At 70.5% G+C, this 1772-nt stretch carries 1 protein-coding gene; it reads right to left on the reverse strand.

Annotation, left to right across the window (positions count from 1 at the left end; translation table 11 throughout):
- The coding region (locus H5J30_RS31005; RefSeq protein WP_181790829.1) for a glycosyltransferase family 2 protein at nucleotides 1–1668 on the reverse strand (1668 nt) is incomplete at its 3' end.
- Between the last annotated feature and the right edge of the window lie 104 nt (nucleotides 1669–1772).

Consider the following 1772-nt stretch of genomic DNA (forward strand, 5'->3'; position numbering starts at 1 on the left):
CTGCCAGGCGGACCACACCCAGATCGCCGCCGGCGCGAGCGCGAGGCACACCCCGAGCACCGTCCAGGTGCGCATCGCGACGTGCGTGTGGCCCAGGACCACCGACGCCAGGAACGACACCGCGAGGAGCCCCGCCCAGAACAGGTGGATGCGGAACGTCGCCAGCCGGTCCGGGCTCGCGTCGCCGCCCTTGGGCGTCACCACGAACCGGCACGGCCGCCGCAGCACCGCCGCCTTGAACGACGTGAAGTAGATCGGCGCCGACATCGCCGACATCAGCATCCCGGCGAGGCCGCCGGAGCCCTCGGGCTCGTGCGGCGAGACGTTGTGCCGCCGGTTCCACAGGTACAGGCCGATCTGCAGGGCCGCCGCGTCGCTGTAGAGCATCAGCCAGATCGAGGCCGGCACCTGGGTGCCCGAGGAGCCGAGCCAGAGGAAGAGCGTGCAGCTCAGCGCGCCGAGGAACCAGTTGACCGCGGTCATCGGGTAATAGACGAGCATGAGCGAGTAGTTGAGGAGCCGCCGGACGGGGAAGCGCTTCCGGCCGCGCGCGTACTGGCCGATGAGCGTCTCGTACGTGCCGCGCGACCAGCGCAGCTGCTGGGTGAAGAAGTCGGTCCAGGAGCTGGGCCCCTCGCCGACGGCCAGCACGTCCGGGGTGTAGACCGACGACCAGTGCCGGCCGGTGGCCGGGTTGCGGGTGCGGTGCAGCTCGAAGCCGGTGGCCATGTCCTCGGTGATGGAGTCGTAGAGGCCGCCGATCTGCTTGAGCGCGGTGATGCGTACGGCGTTGTTCGTGCCGACGAACATCGGCGAGCCGGAGGCGTTGCCGGCGCGCTGGATCAGCGCGTGGAAGAGGTACTGCTGGCTCTCCGCGAACTTCGTGACGGCGGTGTCGTAGTTCCCGTACACCTGCGGGCCGACGACGAAGGCGACGTCCGGGTCGCGGAAGTAGCCGAGCATCCGCTCCAGGTAATTGGGCAGCGGCACGTGGTCGGTGTCGACCGAGGCGAAGAAGTCGTAGCCGTCGCCGTACGCGGCCAGCCAGGCGTTGTAGTTGCCGTGCTTGGTCTTCGCGCGGTGGGGGCCCTCCTCCTGGTTCCACTGCGGCACGCCCTTGCGGCTGAAGTGCCGTACGCCCAGCTCGGCGCAGAGCGCCCGGGCCTCGGGGTCGTCGCCCTCGTCCAGCAGCCAGACGTCCAGCGGCCCGTCGTGCCGCAGGGCGACGGCGCCGGTGAGCGTGGCGCGCACCATGGCGATGGGTTCCTTGCCGGGCACGTACGTGGTGAGGAACGCGACCCGGGTGCCGGGCTCGGCGGTGACCGGGACCGGGTCGCGGGCGACCATCGTGGCGTGCGCGATCGAGACGACGTTGACCAGCCGGAACGACTCGATCAGGCCGATCGATATGAGCATCACCGCGTCCGCGGTGAGCAGCCACGGCGGGGCGCCGGTGCGCTCGGTCCAGTGCGAGGGCCAGACCAGGTAGAGCAGCAGGGCGCAGGACAGCAGCGGCGCGAGCGCCATGAGCAGGACCGCCCGGACGCGGTGGGGCTCACGGGAGAGCAGGCGCGTGTAGCGCACCCGGTAGGGCCGGGACGGATCGGGATCCGTCAGCGGCCCCGCGAGGCGGCTGAACTTCTCGTAGTCATAGCCTTCCGGCCGCACGATCCCTCCGCAGATCCGACAACGCCGACATCTCCCACCAAAAGGGGAAATGGCCTACGTGTCGAACCGGGGAGGGCCGTGCGGGGGTTTCCGTCCCCCGCAGG

The organism is Streptomyces phytophilus (genome assembly GCF_013870535.1).
GTDB lineage: Bacteria > Actinomycetota > Actinomycetes > Streptomycetales > Streptomycetaceae > Streptomyces > Streptomyces phytophilus.